General features: G+C 48.3%; 18 protein-coding genes and 1 tRNA gene. 16 read left to right on the plus strand and 3 right to left on the minus strand.

The annotated features are described in order from the left end of the window. The first annotated feature begins 114 nt into the window (after positions 1 to 114). Genes folB through folP form a run of 6 tightly spaced genes read left to right on the plus strand, consistent with a single transcriptional unit; the run spans position 115 to position 4,501 of the window. The gene (gene folB, locus AOQ57_RS06405) at positions 115 to 486 is read left to right on the plus strand and encodes a dihydroneopterin aldolase (RefSeq protein WP_093626326.1); all 372 of its coding nucleotides are present in this window, start codon (positions 115 to 117) and stop codon (positions 484 to 486) included. Then, entirely contained in the window at positions 476 to 988 is a 513-nt protein-coding gene (gene folK, locus AOQ57_RS06410) for a 2-amino-4-hydroxy-6-hydroxymethyldihydropteridine diphosphokinase (RefSeq protein WP_093626328.1), read from the plus strand. The genes folB and folK overlap by 11 nt, the downstream gene beginning before the upstream one ends. Continuing rightward, positions 970 to 1,542, plus strand: a complete 573-nt coding sequence (gene folE, locus AOQ57_RS06415; RefSeq protein ID WP_093626330.1) for a GTP cyclohydrolase I FolE — start codon at positions 970 to 972, stop codon at positions 1,540 to 1,542. Before folK ends, folE begins: the two co-directional genes overlap by 19 nt. Further along, positions 1,539 to 2,822: a bifunctional folylpolyglutamate synthase/dihydrofolate synthase gene (locus tag AOQ57_RS06420; protein WP_093626332.1), complete on the plus strand. Its 1,284-nt coding sequence runs from the start codon at positions 1,539 to 1,541 to the stop codon at positions 2,820 to 2,822. Before folE ends, AOQ57_RS06420 begins: the two co-directional genes overlap by 4 nt. Beyond that, positions 2,797 to 3,402: a non-canonical purine NTP pyrophosphatase gene (locus AOQ57_RS06425; protein WP_093626334.1), complete on the plus strand. Its 606-nt coding sequence runs from the start codon at positions 2,797 to 2,799 to the stop codon at positions 3,400 to 3,402. The genes AOQ57_RS06420 and AOQ57_RS06425 overlap by 26 nt, the downstream gene beginning before the upstream one ends. Continuing rightward, positions 3,368 to 4,501, plus strand: a complete 1,134-nt coding sequence (folP, locus tag AOQ57_RS06430; RefSeq protein WP_093626336.1) for a dihydropteroate synthase — start codon at positions 3,368 to 3,370, stop codon at positions 4,499 to 4,501. The genes AOQ57_RS06425 and folP overlap by 35 nt, the downstream gene beginning before the upstream one ends. Here the strand turns inward: folP and AOQ57_RS06435 are convergent. After that, on the minus strand, positions 4,496 to 4,840 hold the full coding sequence (locus AOQ57_RS06435; protein ID WP_235789021.1) for a hypothetical protein: 345 nt from the start codon (positions 4,838 to 4,840) through the stop codon (positions 4,496 to 4,498). The genes folP and AOQ57_RS06435 overlap by 6 nt on opposite strands. Before the next feature lie 140 nt (positions 4,841 to 4,980). Between AOQ57_RS06435 and AOQ57_RS06440 the strand changes: the two genes are divergently transcribed. The 7 genes from AOQ57_RS06440 (at position 4,981) to AOQ57_RS06470 (ending at position 12,229) form a co-directional block, all read left to right on the plus strand. Continuing rightward, the gene (locus AOQ57_RS06440) at positions 4,981 to 5,331 is read left to right on the plus strand and encodes a hypothetical protein (protein ID WP_093626338.1); all 351 of its coding nucleotides are present in this window, start codon (positions 4,981 to 4,983) and stop codon (positions 5,329 to 5,331) included. 58 nt (positions 5,332 to 5,389) lie between these two features. Further along, positions 5,390 to 5,460 (plus strand) — tRNA-Gly (locus tag AOQ57_RS06445). Between the two features lie 290 nt (positions 5,461 to 5,750). After that, positions 5,751 to 7,439, plus strand: coding sequence for an arginine--tRNA ligase (argS, locus tag AOQ57_RS06450; protein ID WP_093626340.1), 1,689 nt, complete (start codon positions 5,751 to 5,753; stop codon positions 7,437 to 7,439). 149 nt (positions 7,440 to 7,588) lie between these two features. Further along, on the plus strand, positions 7,589 to 9,703 hold the full coding sequence (locus AOQ57_RS06455) for a PBP1A family penicillin-binding protein (protein WP_093626342.1): 2,115 nt from the start codon (positions 7,589 to 7,591) through the stop codon (positions 9,701 to 9,703). Between the two features lie 61 nt (positions 9,704 to 9,764). Continuing rightward, positions 9,765 to 10,127 (plus strand): YlbF family regulator, encoded by a 363-nt coding sequence (locus AOQ57_RS06460; protein ID WP_093626344.1) that lies wholly within the window; start codon positions 9,765 to 9,767, stop codon positions 10,125 to 10,127. Positions 10,128 to 10,212: 85 nt separating this feature from the next. Then, the gene (locus AOQ57_RS06465; protein ID WP_093626346.1) at positions 10,213 to 11,169 is read left to right on the plus strand and encodes a 3'-5' exoribonuclease YhaM family protein; all 957 of its coding nucleotides are present in this window, start codon (positions 10,213 to 10,215) and stop codon (positions 11,167 to 11,169) included. 91 nt (positions 11,170 to 11,260) lie between these two features. Continuing rightward, positions 11,261 to 12,229, plus strand: a complete 969-nt coding sequence (locus AOQ57_RS06470; RefSeq protein WP_093626348.1) for a peptidylprolyl isomerase — start codon at positions 11,261 to 11,263, stop codon at positions 12,227 to 12,229. 39 nt (positions 12,230 to 12,268) lie between these two features. On the opposite strand, the gene AOQ57_RS06475 is transcribed toward AOQ57_RS06470, so the two are convergent. Then, a complete protein-coding gene (locus tag AOQ57_RS06475; protein ID WP_093626350.1) occupies positions 12,269 to 12,502 on the minus strand; it encodes a hypothetical protein in 234 nt (77 codons plus the stop codon). Position 12,503: 1 nt separating this feature from the next. Continuing rightward, positions 12,504 to 12,932: an HIT family protein gene (locus AOQ57_RS06480; protein WP_093626352.1), complete on the minus strand. Its 429-nt coding sequence runs from the start codon at positions 12,930 to 12,932 to the stop codon at positions 12,504 to 12,506. Between the two features lie 153 nt (positions 12,933 to 13,085). Here AOQ57_RS06480 and AOQ57_RS06485 point away from each other — a divergent pair, with 153 nt between their 5' ends. The 3 genes from AOQ57_RS06485 to trmB are packed head-to-tail and all read left to right on the plus strand — an operon-like array spanning position 13,086 to position 15,653. Continuing rightward, the gene (locus AOQ57_RS06485; protein ID WP_093626354.1) at positions 13,086 to 13,811 is read left to right on the plus strand and encodes an ABC transporter ATP-binding protein; all 726 of its coding nucleotides are present in this window, start codon (positions 13,086 to 13,088) and stop codon (positions 13,809 to 13,811) included. Next, positions 13,804 to 14,988, plus strand: coding sequence for an ABC transporter permease (locus AOQ57_RS06490; protein ID WP_093626356.1), 1,185 nt, complete (start codon positions 13,804 to 13,806; stop codon positions 14,986 to 14,988). The genes AOQ57_RS06485 and AOQ57_RS06490 overlap by 8 nt, the downstream gene beginning before the upstream one ends. Positions 14,989 to 15,005: 17 nt before the next feature. Continuing rightward, positions 15,006 to 15,653, plus strand: a complete 648-nt coding sequence (gene trmB / locus AOQ57_RS06495; RefSeq protein WP_093626358.1) for a tRNA (guanosine(46)-N7)-methyltransferase TrmB — start codon at positions 15,006 to 15,008, stop codon at positions 15,651 to 15,653. Positions 15,654 to 15,669 lie beyond the last annotated feature (16 nt).

Consider the following 15,669-nt stretch of genomic DNA (forward strand, 5'->3'; position numbering starts at 1 on the left):
GTTAGGCCCGTTTCTTATTGAATTTCAGGGTTTGGCAGTTCTCGTATTTTACAAAATGCGGTATGATAGTAAAGCACGAAGAAAACGAACAAAATTGAGAGAAAAGGTGATTTAATGGGGCAAATTCGAATTAACAACATGGTATTTCACACCTATAATGGGGTATTTGCCGAAGAAAAGCGGATGGGCCAGCGCCTAGAAGTCGATTTAGACATGGCCTATCCGATTGAAACAGCGGTCCAACATGATGAACTAACCGAAACAATTTCCTACGCCGACGTTTACGACACCACTAAGGACTTCTTGCTGGGCCACCAGTTTAACCTGATTGAAAGTGTTGCTAACGGCCTGTTAAAGACCTTAGAGGAGCAATACCCGTTACTGGGGACGATTACCGTGCGAATTCGTAAGTATGCCGTTCCGATCGCCGGTGCCTTTGATAACATTGAAATCGAAGTAACTGGAGGGCATTCCGATGTGGACTAGGACCTACCTGAGCATTGGAACCAACATGGGTAACCGGGTAGGTAACCTTAAGCAGGCACTAGGACTTTTAAACCGACGCCCTGAGATTAGATTGATGGATGTTTCTTCGCTTTATGAAACCGCCCCGGTTGGCGGGGTGGCTCAGGCAAACTTTTTGAATTTGGCCGTGGCCCTTGAAACCCGCCTGAGCGCAAAGGAGTTGCTAAACTGGCTCCACGTGATTGAACAAAGCCTTCATCGTCGACGCCTCATCCACTGGGGACCGCGGACCATTGACCTTGACATTGTTATGTATGGGCGTTCTTGTTTTAACAATGTGACCCTAAAGGTCCCCCACCCAGAAATGGGGAACCGCCGTTTTGTGTTGGTACCAATGACGGAGGTTGCCGTAAAAGGAGACCGGGAGAGAATTGAAGAGCTGTTAAAGATTACCCCGGACCGGGAATGGATTAACCAACGATTAGTTAAAAAGGAAGTAGCAGAATGGATCAAGAAAAAATAGCCAAGGCCACCGAGATGTTGCTAGAGGCAATCGGTGAGGACCCGTCACGCGAAGGTCTTAAAGAAACCCCCCAGCGGGTGGCTAAGATGTACGCGGAGGTTTTTTCCTCTTTAGATGATAAACAGCCCGAAGCGGTTACCAACTACAAGGTCTTTCACGTTGATGAAAACCCTGAAATGGTGGCGGTTCAAGAGATTCCCTTTTACTCGATGTGTGAACACCATCTCCTACCCTTCTTTGGGACGGTTAGCGTGGCCTACGTTCCCCAAAACGGCCGGGTGATTGGTCTGTCAAAAATTCCGCGCCTGGTTGAATTTGTCAGTCATAAGCCGGGGATGCAAGAGCGGGTTACGACTGAACTGGTTAAGGAGTTAACCCGCCTACTCGACCCGGCCGGAGTCGCAGTGGTGGTGGCAGCCCGTCATATGTGCATGGAGATGCGCGGGGTTAATAAGGCTGGCCAGTTTACCTATACCAGTCGCTTTACCGGATCTTTTCTGGAGCAACCGGGCTTAAAAGAAGAGTTCTTAAATCAGGTGGGGGGCCGGCCATGAGGACCTACCAATCGATTATCGATCAGTTTCCCCAGCAGATGTTAGCTGGTGAAGGCGACCGACTGAGCTTGATCAAGCAGGTACTGGACGCCTTAGGCAATCCTGAACGGACCTTTCAAATCATTCACGTGGCGGGGACCAACGGTAAAGGATCGACCGGCGCCCTGCTAGCACGCTTTTTAATGGCCAGTGGCCAGCGGGTTGGGCACTTCAACTCACCAACGCTGGTTAACGAACGGGAACAGATTTTGGTTGATGGTCAGATGATTGGAGAAGATACCTTTGTAGCCACCTTCCAAAAGATTGAGGCTGCCCTACCTAGCCCGCTGACCATTAAAAGCCTTACCGTTTTTGAATGGTGGACGGTAGTGATGCTTCAATACTTTGCCGATCAGAATGTGGACTGGGCGGTGATCGAGTGTGGACTGGGCGGGACCGATGATGCCACTAACGTCATTGGAGCTCCCAAAATTGCGGTCATTACCCACCTGGCTTTAGATCATACCCGGATTTTGGGGCCGACGATCGAAGATATTGCAATGGCTAAGGCGGGGATCATCAAAGCAGGAACCCGCGCCGTTGTAGTGGCTCCAAATCAGCCAGAGAAGGGGCGCGCCGTTTTAATCCAACGGGCAAAAGAAGCGGGGGTCACGCTAGTTGAGGCCACTCAGTTAGTCAAAGTGACCCTTAAAGGGGACGTGGCCCACTTAAAGAGTGGTGAAGAGTCAGCATTTACGCCTTGTAAACTGCGCGGCCGTTTTCAGGAGGAAAATTTGACTACGGCCCTGGCGGTGGTCATTAAGCTAAGGGAACAGGGGCTAACGGTAACCCTAGAAGCCATTGAGCGAGTCTTAAGGGAGGCCGTACTACCGGGACGGATGCAGGTTATTGACCATGCCCCACTCGTGATTATTGACGGGGCCCATAACCCCGATGCGGCTAGCCAGGTTGCCATGACTATTAAAGAGGAATTTGCCAAAAAAAGGGTAACGATGGTGTTGGGCTTTTTAGCTGATAAGGACGTTAAGAAAATGGTCGCCACTTACCAACAAGTAGCTGATCATCTAGTCTTTACCAACCCGAACCACCCTACGCGGGCCTTTGATAGTAGGCCGCTAGCCCTTGCAATGGGGGATGAATGGGCACCGACTGGTCCCGAGGCGGTTGAGATCGCCCGGAAGCTAACACCAAGGGAAGGTGTGATCATCGTTACCGGCTCCTTTTATTTAATTAAGGAATTGGAGGAACTAACTGATGCCAATCTTGATCGCAAGCCATAACCAGGCTAAGTTGGACGAACTAACGATGATTCTGGCAAAGGGCGGAATCAATGCAAGTGCGGCCCCCGCAGTTGCTAGCCTGCCGCCAGAGGGAACAAGCTCATATCTGGCTAACGCCCGTGTCAAGGCAATTACCCTTAGCCGTTACCTTAGTAATCAGTACGTGTTAGCAGATGATTCGGGCCTAACTCTTTTAGCCTGTCCTGGTCACTTAGGAGTCCAAACGGCCCGCGAACTAGCTAAACGTGGGGGCGATCGTCTTCAAACCGTTCTAAAGATGGTAGATGGGGCTGACCGGACCTTTATTATGGACAGCTGGGTGAGCCTAGCTAAAAACGGTCAAGAGCTTGTGCACGGTCACGGTCAGCTAACCGGTCAGATTGCCTTCAACCCGCTAGGAAAAGATGGGCGGGGCTTTGACCGACTCCTGATTCCTGCGGGCCAAACTAAACCTCTGGCGCTAATGGACACGGCTACGTGGTTAAAGTTTGCCCACCGTGCCCGGGCAGTTGAGAACCTATTGAAACAAGCAAAGGAGAAGGGTATTGAAGATCTTTTTGAAAATCCCATCGTTGGGTGATGGATTTACCAAGGCAGTTTACCAACAGCTAACAACGGTCGATCAAAAACGGTTCCTGTTTTGGCAGGCGCCCCAAGACCAGCTAGAGGGAATTACAACCCTGCTGATGCGCCTGGATGCGCCGTTTGAAAAGCAAGTGGGCGGGGTGGCGTTGATGATTAACCAGTCTACCCTTCCGGTTTTGACGAACTGGGTCAAAAAGCGGTGGCCAGACGATGAAGAACTTAAGCAGTCTTTGGAGGAGATCGGTAAACAAGAAGCAATCCGTTGGCGAGCTGGTCGGTTTACCTTTAATGTCACTGCTCACCCACTGGTTTATGGAATCTTAAATGTGACACCAGACTCCTTTTATGACGGGGGTCGTTACCAAGAAACCAGTGTGGTGCAAGCCCACATTGACCAGATGGTTCAAGATGGTGCCGACATCGTCGAAGTAGGGGGACAGACAACTAAGCCCGGGGGCTTTGTGGAAGTAACGCCCGCAGAAGAGATTGCTCGGATTACCCCAGCAATTGAATACTTGAAGAAAAACCACCCGGGGATCGCCATTGCTGTCGATACCTACAAGTACCCGGTAATGAAGGCAGCCGTAGAGATGGGCGTTGACATCATCAATGATGTAAATGCCTTTGCCGATGATCAAAAGAAACTTTTCCTGATGAAAGAAAGTTCAGTTGGACTAGTGACGATGCACTCGAGTCGGGAACATGAGTATGAAAACCTGACGGTAGCGATGAAGAAGTTCTTTGAGGATAACTTGGTGATGCTTGAAACCGCCGGTATTGACCGGGAACGAATCCTACTAGACCAGGGAATTGGCTACTCCAAAGTGGCCGATGGAGAACAAGACTACGCCATGATGCGCAACATTGACCAGTTTAATTACCTTAAACGCCCAATGATCATTGCCATTTCCCGTAAGGGCTTTGGTAAGCAGCTCTTTAACCTTGCTAAGGATGAGCGCTTAGATGTCACCCTAATTGCAGAAACCTATATGTACTTGCACGGGGGCCGGGTTTTACGGGTCCATGACGTGAAGGCAACCCGCCAGCTGGTGAAGATGGTAGACACGATTACCAATGGCTACTGGTCCTTATAATCTCCAGGGTAAGACAATCAGTCCGGCCATGGTAAGTAACTCTAAGTTTAAGACTTGGCGGGGACTACCAAAGCTAGAGCGTTTTTTGTTAAAGGTACTCTCACTAGCGATAAAGAGGACGATCAAATAACCTCCCCGGATGACGGCCAGGGGACTGATTTGTGGTAGCGTGTAAAGTTGGTAAGTGATGGTGAGCCCGACTAAAAATAAGATGAGTAAACGGGTGATGGCTAGCCAGGTTGTCACCCGTTTTTCCTGGCGGGAGCGCAATCCCCGAGCGATGGTGAAGATTAAGCTGATAATGCCAACTAAGTTAATGGTAAAGAAGATAAGATTCATAGGGAGCCTCCCTGAAAACGTTTTTTCCAATTGTATCATCCCTAGTTCTAAGCGGGTGACAGGGGTTGAGACTTGAAAAAAATCTTAAAATGTGTAGAATAGCATTTATTGCGAAAAAGTTGATTAGCGAGGTGGAAGGCATGACGTATTACAAGATTGGTGATAAGGTAGCAGCCAAAAAGTTTGGTCCTTTGGAACATGATTTTGCTGGGGAAGTTGAAAAGGTTTACGACAACTCAGTGATGATTGCCATTACGGAATTTGATCCGGCAGACCAAAGCGGAATCAACGAATTAAATGGCCGGGCCGTGGTTCGCAAGGGCGAAGCAAAGATCTTAAAGGAAGTTCCACGTACCGAAGAGGACCTGGAAAAGGCCGCAAAAGAAGAAGAGGAAGCTGCCGCAAAGGCTGCTAAGTCAAGTAAGAATACCCGGCGGCGGGCAAAGACGACCAAAGAGTCATCTAATTCTGAAAAAAATTCAAATAAGTAGTGACAAATCGATTTAATGTGGTATTATAAATGAGTAAGTTAATTACTCATTAAATTATGCGGGTATAGTTCAGTGGTAAAACTCAACCTTCCCAAGGTTGCGTCGCGAGTTCGATTCTCGTTACCCGCTTTATTGGTCATCGCTTCGGCGGTGATTTTTTTATTCCTACGCTTGTCTTTAGTGCTGGGCTTGGTATAATAAAAGCATTAATGGCCCCTGGAGTAGTAGTTATGATGTACGTGTTAGCGACCCACGATGGTGAAAGGTGGGACGTCCCCATAACGAAGGCGTGTCAGGGCGCTTTAATTGAACAAATTTTTTGAGTGGAATGATACATTCAATTAGAGTGGTACCGCGGGAAATCTCGTCTCTAGTAAGCATAGGCTTATTAGAGATTTTTTTATTTAGGAGGAATTTTGATGAACGAACGTCAACAAGTTGCATTGGCACTTCAAAAGGTATTGCCAGACCTGTCAGTTGAAGAAATTGTTGTGAAGGTGGAACGGCCAAAGGATGCTAAGAATGGTGACTATGCCTTTCCAACTTTCTTTTTAGCTAAGCAGTTACACAAAGCCCCGCAAATGATCGCTGGCGACCTGGTTGACCAGATCGATCAGACTGGCTTTGAAAAGGTAGTTGCTGCTGGCCCGTACATTAACTTCTTCTTAGATAAGGCCCAAGTTGGGGGGCAAATCTTGGCTGACGTCTTAGCGGACCCAGTAAATTACGGAAGCTCAGACCTTGGTAAGAAGGGGAACGTTACCATTGACCTTTCCTCACCAAACATTGCTAAGCCAATGGGAATGGGGCACCTGCGTTCAACCGTGATTGGGAATGCGATCGCTAACATCCTGGCTAAGGTTAACTACGTACCAGTACGGATTGACCACCTTGGTGACTGGGGGACCCAGTTTGGGAAGTTGATGGCTGCCTATGAGATGTGGGGGAATGAAGAAGAGGTTAAAAAAGACCCGATTAACACCCTGCAAAAGTACTACGTTAAGATCAACACCGAGGCGGACGAACACCCAGAATACGATGACCTGGGCCGGGAATGGTTTGCCAAGTTGGAACAGGGGGACCCAGAAGCCCAACGCCTCTGGAAGTGGTTCCGGGAGGTGTCCTTGCAACGGTTCATGAAGATTTACGACCTCTTGGACATCAACTTTGACTCCTTTAACGGGGAAGCCTTTTACAACGATAAGATGGAGGAAGTAGTCAGCCTGCTTGAAGATAAGCACCTGCTCAAGGAATCCCGCGGGGCGGAAATCGTTGATCTTGAAAAGTACGACCTGAACCCAGCCATGATCCGTAAGAGTGATGGTTCGACTCTGTACTTGACGCGAGACCTGGCCGCTGCCTTATTCCGCAAGCGCATGTACCACCACGCCCAATCTCTGTACGTGGTAGGGGCTGAACAAAGCAACCACTTTGCCCAATTGAAGGCGGTGCTGTCGGAAATGGGCTTCTCCTGGTCAGATCAGATTCACCACATTCCATTTGGTCTGATGAGCTTGAATGGTAAGAAGATGTCGACACGGAAGGGGAACATTGTCCAGCTTGAAGACGTCTTAAACGATTCGATCAAGCTTGCCCGTCAACAAATCGCCGAAAAGAACCCGACCCTTTCAAACGCTGACCAAGTAGCCGAAGAAGTTGGGGTTGGGGCCGTAATCTTCCATGACCTGAAGAACGAACGGACCAACGCAGTTGACTTCAAGCTTGAAGAAGTGGTTAAGTTTGAAGGGGAAACTGGGCCATACGTTCAATATGCCCACGCTCGGGCAGAATCCATCCTGCGGAAGGCAGGTCACCCGTCCTTTGAAGGGGCAACGTTAACTGTTGATGGCCAAGAAGCATGGGAAGTAGCTAAGAAGATTGGTCAATACCAAGAAACAATCATGCGGGCCGCCAAGGAATACGACCCATCCCTGATTGGTAAGTATGCCCTGTCTCTAGCTAAGTCCTTCAACCAGTACTATGCTCACACCCGAATTCTGGAAGAAGACGACCAGAAGCTTTCTCGCTTGGCCTTAGTTCAAGCCGTATCCGATGTGCTTAAGTCTGCCCTAGCTCTCTTGGGCGTTAAGGCACCAGATGAGATGTAAAAATTTGAAATAAATTAATGAATGGGGCACTGGTGGGTTTCTATTTGAACCGCCGGCGCCTTTTTTGAATTCTCAGGGTGGGGCTTGGTTTGGCGTCAGCTAAAAAGCAATGGTAAAATAGCATCATCATATTTTCGTTCGGAGGATAAATGATGGACCAACAAAGACCGCCACGCATACCATTCAAGGAGCGGTTAATCAAGGGAATTAAAGGACTTGGCCATCGGATATGGCAAGTAGTTTCCCACCAGTGGCGTCGATTTCAGCTGACCCGCTGGTTAATCGTGATTATTTTGAGCCTGTTCTTATTAATGAGCACTTACCTCACCATCGTGGCTAAGACATCTAACGTCAAGGAACTAAAGGCCCGCTTGGAGCGGCCAACCCTAGTATATGATCGTGATAATAAGAGTGCGGGGAGCTTGTACTCACAAAAGGGGACCTATGTCTCATTGGATAAGATTTCTAGTAACGTTCCCAACGCCGTCTTGTCAACGGAAGACCGTAATTTCTATCATGAGCATGGTTTTTCGATCAAGGGATTGGCCCGGGCAGCTTACTTACTCGTAAAAAATAAGGTGTTAGGCCGGGATTACATCTCTGGTGGGGGGTCGACCTTGACCCAGCAGCTGGTTAAAAATGCCTTTTTAACCCAGCAACAAACCTTCTCACGTAAGGCCCAGGAAATCTTTATTTCAGTTGAGGTTGAAAACCAGTACTCTAAAAAAGATATCTTGACGATGTATTTGAATAACGCCTACTTCGGTCACGGTGTCTGGGGGGTTCAAGATGCCGCTAAGCGTTACTTTAACGTCAACGCCAGCCAATTGACGGTTCCCCAGGCGGCCACTTTGGCGGGGATGCTGACGTCACCGGGAATTTATGATCCGGTCGACCATCCTAAGCTCGCAAAGGAACGGCGTAACTTGGTTTTACAACTGATGGTGGAAAATAAAAAGTTAACGCAAAAGGAGGCTACCGCTTATAAGAAGACCCCCCTGGTGGTTACCGATGGCTATAGCGGTAACAACACCTATAAATACCCTTACTACTTTGACGCCGTGATTTCAGAGGCAATCAGTGCGTACGGGCTGGATGAAAAAGAGGTTATGAATAATGGTTACAAAATTTACACGACCTTGGATCAGGGCCAGCAAAAGGCAATGCAAGATACCTATGATAACGACGATAATTTTCCAACAACTAAGGCGGATGGGACAATTGTTCAGTCGGCCTCAATTGCTGTTGATCCTAAGACGGGTGGTGTGACGGCGGTTGTCGGCGGACGGGGGACCCACGTCTTCCGGGGCTACAACCGGGCTACCCAGATGAGACGTCAGCCAGGATCGACTATCAAGCCGATTGCAGTTTATACACCGGCTCTGATGCACGGCTACTATTATGATTCAACCCTTCAGGACAAGCTACAGTCCTATGGGACTAATAACTACAAGCCGAAAAATTACGATAATACCTATTCTGGGTCGGTTCCAATGTATAAGGCTCTTTATGAAAGTCTCAACGCCCCTGCGGTTTGGCTTTTAAACAAGATTGGGGTTGATACAGGATACAAGATGGCCCAAAAGTTCGGCTTACCCGTGGTCAAGGGGGATAAGAACCTGGCCCTGGCCCTTGGAGGCTTGACCGACGGGGTTTCTCCGCAGCAAATGGCCCGGGCTTACTCTGTCTTTGCCTCTGGTGGTAAGCTACCAACCACTCACTACATCACGAAAATTGTGGACGCCTCGGGAAAGACCATCAAACGAAAGACCCAGCTTAAGACCAAGCGGATTATCGATAAGAAGGTTGCTAACACGATGACGTCGATGATGATCGGAGTCTTTAAGCATGGGACCGGGAAGAACGCTGCCCCAAGTGGCTACACAATCGCGGGGAAAACCGGGACCACTAACTCTGGTCTGGCAAACGATGATAATGACCGTGACAAGTGGATTATTGGTTATACGCCTGACGTGGTGGTGGTAACCTGGGAGGGTTACGATACAACCACTAAGACCAACCAGCTGTATGACGTAGAAAATAACGATATTTACGGACTCTTTAAAACGGAGATGACGGGAATCTTGGATAACACGGCCGGAACCAAGTTTACCGTCCAAGACGCCCAAACGAAGGCCCAGGAGGCGGCTAAAGCAAACGCTAAGTCCTCTTCGGGCAACTTTTGGAACCGGGTATCGGACTTTGCTAACAACTTCAACCAGCAGGTTCAAAATACCTGGGATAACCTTCGCTCGCTCTTCTAGCCCCGGTTAGGTTGGTCATGATACAATAAAAACAACGTCAACTTAGGAGGACAATATAAAAATGGTTGTAAATATTTACGATACTGCAAACGAATTGGAACGCCAAATGCGTGAAACCCAGGAATTTATGGGCCTCAAGGAAGCCTTTGATAACTTGAAGGCGGACAAGGAAGCCACGGATCTGTTCGTTAAGTTCCAAGCTAAGCAAGCCGCTGCCCAACAAAAGCAGGCGCAAGGCCAACAAATCTCTGACGATGAAATCAAGGAAATTCAAGGCCTGGCCAAGGATGTAACGGCTAAGCCGGTTATCCAAGCCCTAATGGCCAAGGAACAACAAGTTGACCAGATGATTCAACAATTAAACCAAATTATCACTGGTCCGATTCAAGACCTGTACAAGCAATTAGGCCCACAAGAGGGCTAATAACTTCGCCCGGCCCCGTTGCCGGGTTTTTTTGTAGGAGCTCGGTCCCTTATGGCCGAGTAGTTCACGAAAGCGGGGGAAGACAATGCAGATTGGAAATTTAACCACCGGGGTGGCAGCCAGTGGGGTGGCCCTTTTAAAGGATGCGCAACTGAAAACGACCCGGACCGGCAGCCCCTTTTTAGCCTTACGCCTAGCAGATCGGACTGGTGAGATCAGTGGTAACCTCTGGGATGTCACTGAAAACCAAGTGGCACAGTTCCAGGCGGGAGTAGTGGTATACGTAGCCGGTCAAGTGGAGTCCTACCAGGATCAGCTGCAGTTTCGGATTCAGGAGTTACGCTTGGCTTCGCCGGAAGAGGGCCAGCCGGAAGACTTTGTTCCCCGGGTCACCCAAAGCCAGCAGGAGTTAAAGGATGGCTTGCGTCCCTTTTTCGTGGCGATCAGACAACCAGAATGGGCAAGAATTGTTAACCGTCTGTTTAAAAAATATGGAACGCCCTTCTTTGAATTTCCGGCTGCCAAGGTTAACCACCACGCCTTAGTTGGGGGCTTGGCTTTTCATACCTTGTCAATTCTGCGGCTGGCTGAATACGTCTGTGACCAGTACCCAACCATCAACCACGAACTTTTATACGCGGGGGCTTTATTACACGATATGGGGAAGGTAATTGAGCTGTCAGGACCGGTCGCTACCCAGTACACGACGGCTGGAGACCTCTTGGGACATATTTCACTGGTTGATGGCGAGATAGTCGCGGCCTGCCAGGAAGAGGGGCTTTCGCCAGTTAATCCCCAAGTGCTTTTATTGCGCCACGTAATATTGGCTCATCATGGCCTGCGTGAGTATGGGTCACCGGTGGAACCAGAACTACTGGAAGCGGAGGTTTTACACCGTCTAGACGAGCTGGATGCCTCAATCACGGAGATTGAAGGAGCCCTGAAGCAAACGGTACCTGGGGAGTATTCGCCCCGTTTAGTTGCCCTTGATCGCCGTCATTTCTACCGGGCACCAGAATTAGAAGACACGAAGAAAGAATGAAGAAAGACTAAAAGCTTTTTAAGGAATAAGCACGATTTAAATGAGTATGTTATATTAGACTGGTGAAAAAATTCAAAGGATGTGAGATAGTTTGAAATCAAAAAAAATGTTGGCAATTATCGCTGGGTTAGCCCTGGCATTGCCATTGGCTGCCTGCGGTAATAAGGCGGTCGCCACCACCAGTGGTGGGAAAATCACGGAGAGCGAATACTACTCCAGCATGAAGCAAACCTCCAATGGGCAGCAGGTTCTTCAGCAAATGATCTTGGACAAGGTCTTAGAAAAGCAATATGGAAGTAAAGTTTCAACTTCTGAAGTTAACGCTGAATACAACACCTACAAGAAGGAATACGGGTCGTCATTCTCAACGGTTCTTTCTCAACAAGGGCTGACAACTAAGTCTTTCAAACAGCAAATTCGGTCTAACTTGCTCTTGAAGGCAGCCGTTCGGAACTACTCTACCTTCTCAAATAGCGCTTTGAAGAAGCAGTGGAAGAAGTACGAACCGAAGGTAGAAACCGCTGAAATCCTGGTTGGTTCAGAAGAAACAGCTCAAAGCATCATTGATACTTTGAACAACACTTCCGGTAGTAAGCTTAAAGAATTTAAGAAACTAGCTAAGTCTAAGTCCACCGATACGACTACTAAGTCTAACGGGGGTGTCTTAGCCGCCTTCGATAATACGGATACGAGTCTGCCGTCAGCTTACAGGAAGGCAGCCTTTGCTCTGAAGACTGGTGAGTACACCACCAGCCCGGTTAAGACTGATAACGGCTACTACGTTATCTACATGATTAAGCACCCAGCGAAGGGTAAGTACTCATCTCACATCAGTGACTTGAAGGACCAAATCGTTACCCAAAACTTAAATGATTCAACCTTCTTGCATAATGTTGTTTCTAAGGTCTTGAAGAAGGGGAACGTTTCAATCAAGGACTCCGACTTGAAGAACATCCTGGATGACTACTTGACGAGTTCGTCCTCATCGACGACTTCATCTACAACGTCAAGTACCAGCTCTAGCTCATCTAGTGCATCGTCGTCATCATCTTCTAACTAGGAAAACTAAAAAAGACCGCCGCATTTGCGACGGTCTTTTTTAGTTCTGCCGCTCCTGAATGGACTGAAGAACGGCGTTAATTTTAGCGACGTGAGGAGCGATCATTTTTTCAAAGCGTTGGACATCCTTAGTCAAGTCGTTCACTACCGGGGTGAGGTGATCGACCTCCTTTTGTAACCGATGAGCAGTGGTTGTAAGTTCAGCGGTGCTGGACTTTAAGGCCCATAGCTGGTCCTTTAAGATCGTTAGCTGGGCGCGCTGCTTTTCAAACATTTTAATCCCCCAGGTGGGCAACGATCGACTCTTGGATCGCTGTATACTTAACTTCGTTGTAGTCCCCGGAATTATCAACGAAGTGGATTGAGAAGTCATCGTTCTTGGTGTAACGTGGAATCAGGTGAATGTGGGAGTGGAAGACCGACTGGTAAGCAACCGCCCCATTATTATTGATCACGTTTAACCCCTTAATGGCCGGGTTGGAATCACGAACAGCGCGGGCAATCTTAGGTAGGCGAGTAAAAACATCGCTGGCCAGTTGGGTATCATATTCAAAGAGGTCGGCAACGTGTTTCTTAGGTACCAAGAGGGTATGTCCCGGAGTAGTTTGGGAAATATCTAAAAAGGCGTAGACCAAGTCGTCTTCGTAAACCTTGTAGCTAGGGATTTCACCGGCAATAATTTTACAAAAAATACAGTCACTCATATTCAAACCTCACTTTATAAACAAAAGCAAAAAATCGTTACCTTATTCTAACACGAACCAAGCAGTTGGCGGTGAGAAAGGTGATTACACTACTTGTTAGGGTAAAGATCATGTATAATACTACAATTGGTAAATCAAAAAAGGGGGTACACCATGATTCTAGAAATAAATGATCTGGTCGGTGGCTACTCACGGGTCCCGGTCTTAAAGAAGGTCTCCTTTAACGTTGAGGAGGGGCAGCTTGTGGGCCTAATTGGCCTAAACGGTGCGGGAAAGTCAACCACGATTAACCACGTAATTGGCCTCTTGCAACCTTTTTCAGGAGCGATTAAGGTCGGTGGTAAGCTCTTAAAAGAGGATGCTCCGGCCTATAAGGCCCAGATTGCTTACATTCCAGAAACGCCAATCCTTTATGATGAACTAACTCTCAAAGAGCACTTGGAACTGACCATTCAGGCCTATCAAATGGATGAACAGGCCGCCTGGAAGAGGGCTGAACGCCTCTTGAAGTTGTTTAGATTAGACAACAAACTGGATTGGTTCCCGGTCGATTTTTCAAAGGGAATGCGCCAAAAAGTAATGATTGTGGCGGCCTTTATGACCGAGGCCAGGTTGTTGGTAATTGATGAGCCCTTTTACGGTTTAGATCCCCTGGCCGTTCATGATTTATTGGACTTGATCCAGGAGAAAAAAAAGCAGGGGGTCGGTATTTTAATGTCCACCCACGTCTTAGAGACCGCCCAGCGTTATTGTGACCGTTTTGTAATCCTGGCAGATGGCCGGGTTAAAAGCCAGGGGAGCTTAGCGGACCTAACGAAGAATGGTCAGAACTTGGATGAGGTATATCTCAACTTAGCAAGGGATGAGCAACATGGGTAATTTATTTGCAAACCGGCGCCGCCGTCATTTTATTCTCTTGATGAAGTACTGGCGCCTTGTCTTTAATGATCACTTCATCATCGCTCTCTTCTTCTTGTTTGGAGCCCTAGCTTACACCTATGCCCAGATGTTATCATACGTGCCACCCAACCAATGGTGGGTGAAGCTATTTTTAACCCTCTGGTTAGGACTGGTCGTTCACGTTGGAAGGCTAGCGACCCTGGTTGAACCGGCCGATCCGGTTTTTTTGCTTCCCCAAACTAGCTCGATGATTAATTACTTTCGACGGGCCCGTTACTACAGCATGGTCGGTGGTGAGGCAATTACAATCATGGCAACCGTGGTGTCCTTGCCATTAGCCCTTGCGACAGTTAAATTAACTAATTTTGAGGTAGGCGAGGTCCTCGTCATGATGGTGCTCTTAAAGTATTCGCACCTTCTGTTGGCTCAACGTCACCTGTCCTTGGGGGCCAACTCAACCATGCTCAACGTAGCAGGCCTTGGGGAACCCCTGGTAGCCACGGCGCTGACCTGGTGGCTTTCGCCAACCTGGGGCCTGGTTGTGACCGTGATCATGTGTGCTGGGCACCTAGCCCGTTTGCGGGCCAATGAGACGGTTGATTGGGTCCGGGCGATTCGCTTTGAGCAGGAACGCATGGAGTCCGTTTACCGCTTTTTTAACCTTTTTACCGACGTCCCGCAGGTTCAAGGAAGGGTCAAGAAACGAACCTGGGCAGCTGGCTTAATTACGTGGCTGGCTAAGGGTGATGCCTGGGCCTATCTGTATGCCCGGGGTTTAGTTAGAAACGTAGAACTATCTGGCTTGATCACCCGCTTGACTATTTTAATGATGGTAGTTTTATTTTTCGTTCCGTTGGCCTTTCTTAATACCGCCTTGTTGATAGTGGGACTGTACCTAATCGCAACTCAGTTGACGCCGCTTGCGGATCATTTCGAGGCGAAGGTCTTTACTCACTTGTATCCACTATCCCAAACAGTGCGCCAAAGGGCTTTTAAAAGGGTGACCACCAAGGTTGTGATGGTGGTGGCCGTCTTATTAGCCCTGGCTTCACTGGGGGGCCACTTAAACTGGGAGCAAGCGGGGCTTAATTTGATTATCGGGATTGGCGAAGGGCTGATTTTAACCCGTTATTATTTACCGACACGAATTCACTAATGAAATGAGGAACATAAATGCGCGTTAAGCACAAGAAATGGGCGGCGCCCCTAATGGAGGCCCACCCAGAATTAATTACTTTGGATCCAGCCAGCTTTAAGGGCCGCTGGCAGGAGCGGTTTGAAAAGTCGCAGCCGTTACAAATTGAAGTTGGAATGGGGAAGGGCCAGTTTATCATCGGCATGGCCAAGGCTCACCCCGAGATTAATTTCATCGGCTTAGAGATTGAGCAAACGGTGGCCGCAATTGCCTTGAAGCACGCTCTGCCGGAGCGACTACCCAACCTAACTTTGATCTGTGGTGATGGTGCCGGTTTAGATACCTACTTTGAAGACGGTAGCATTGACAGAATGTACTTGAACTTTTCCGATCCATGGCCAAAAACCCGTCACGAAAAGCGACGTTTGACTTACAAGAGTTTCTTGGCTAACTACCAAAAGGTGGTTAAACCGGGTGGTGGCTTGGAATTTAAAACCGATAATCAGGGCTTATTTGAGTACTCCTTAACCAGTCTGAATAATTTCGGCATGGTCTTCGATGGAGTATGGCTAAACCTCCACGAAAGTCCGGAAAACGAAGGTAACGTTGAGACGGAATACGAACAACGGTTTGCCGGCTTAGGCCAGCCAATTTATAAGCTAACCGCTCACTTTCCAGGAGAATAACCAAATAACCCCCGTA

The sequence above is a fragment of the Limosilactobacillus gorillae genome, from assembly GCF_001293735.1.
Lineage (GTDB): Bacteria > Bacillota > Bacilli > Lactobacillales > Lactobacillaceae > Limosilactobacillus > Limosilactobacillus gorillae.